1 tRNA gene is annotated in these 223 nt (G+C 55.2%); it reads left to right on the top strand.

Features of this window, described 5'->3' with window-relative positions:
- Positions 1-76, top strand: a tRNA-Ala gene (locus tag GHO25_RS26025).
- The last annotated feature ends 147 nt before the right edge of the window (positions 77-223 follow it).

The raw sequence follows: 223 nt of genomic DNA on the forward strand, positions 1-223 counted from the left end.
GGGGCTATAGCTCAGCTGGGAGAGCGCTTGCATGGCATGCAAGAGGTCAACGGTTCGATCCCGTTTAGCTCCACCAATTTACAGTTCAATGCCGGGCCACACTGGCATTGAATCGATCAGTACTCAGTACTGATCACTGTTAGAAGGGTTTGTGTCCCCTTCGTCTAGTGGCCTAGGACACCGCCCTTTCACGGCGGTAACAGGGGTTCGAGTCCCCTAGGGG

It is taken from the genome of Pseudomonas sp. FSL R10-1350, from assembly GCF_009600525.1.
GTDB lineage: Bacteria > Pseudomonadota > Gammaproteobacteria > Pseudomonadales > Pseudomonadaceae > Aquipseudomonas > Aquipseudomonas helleri.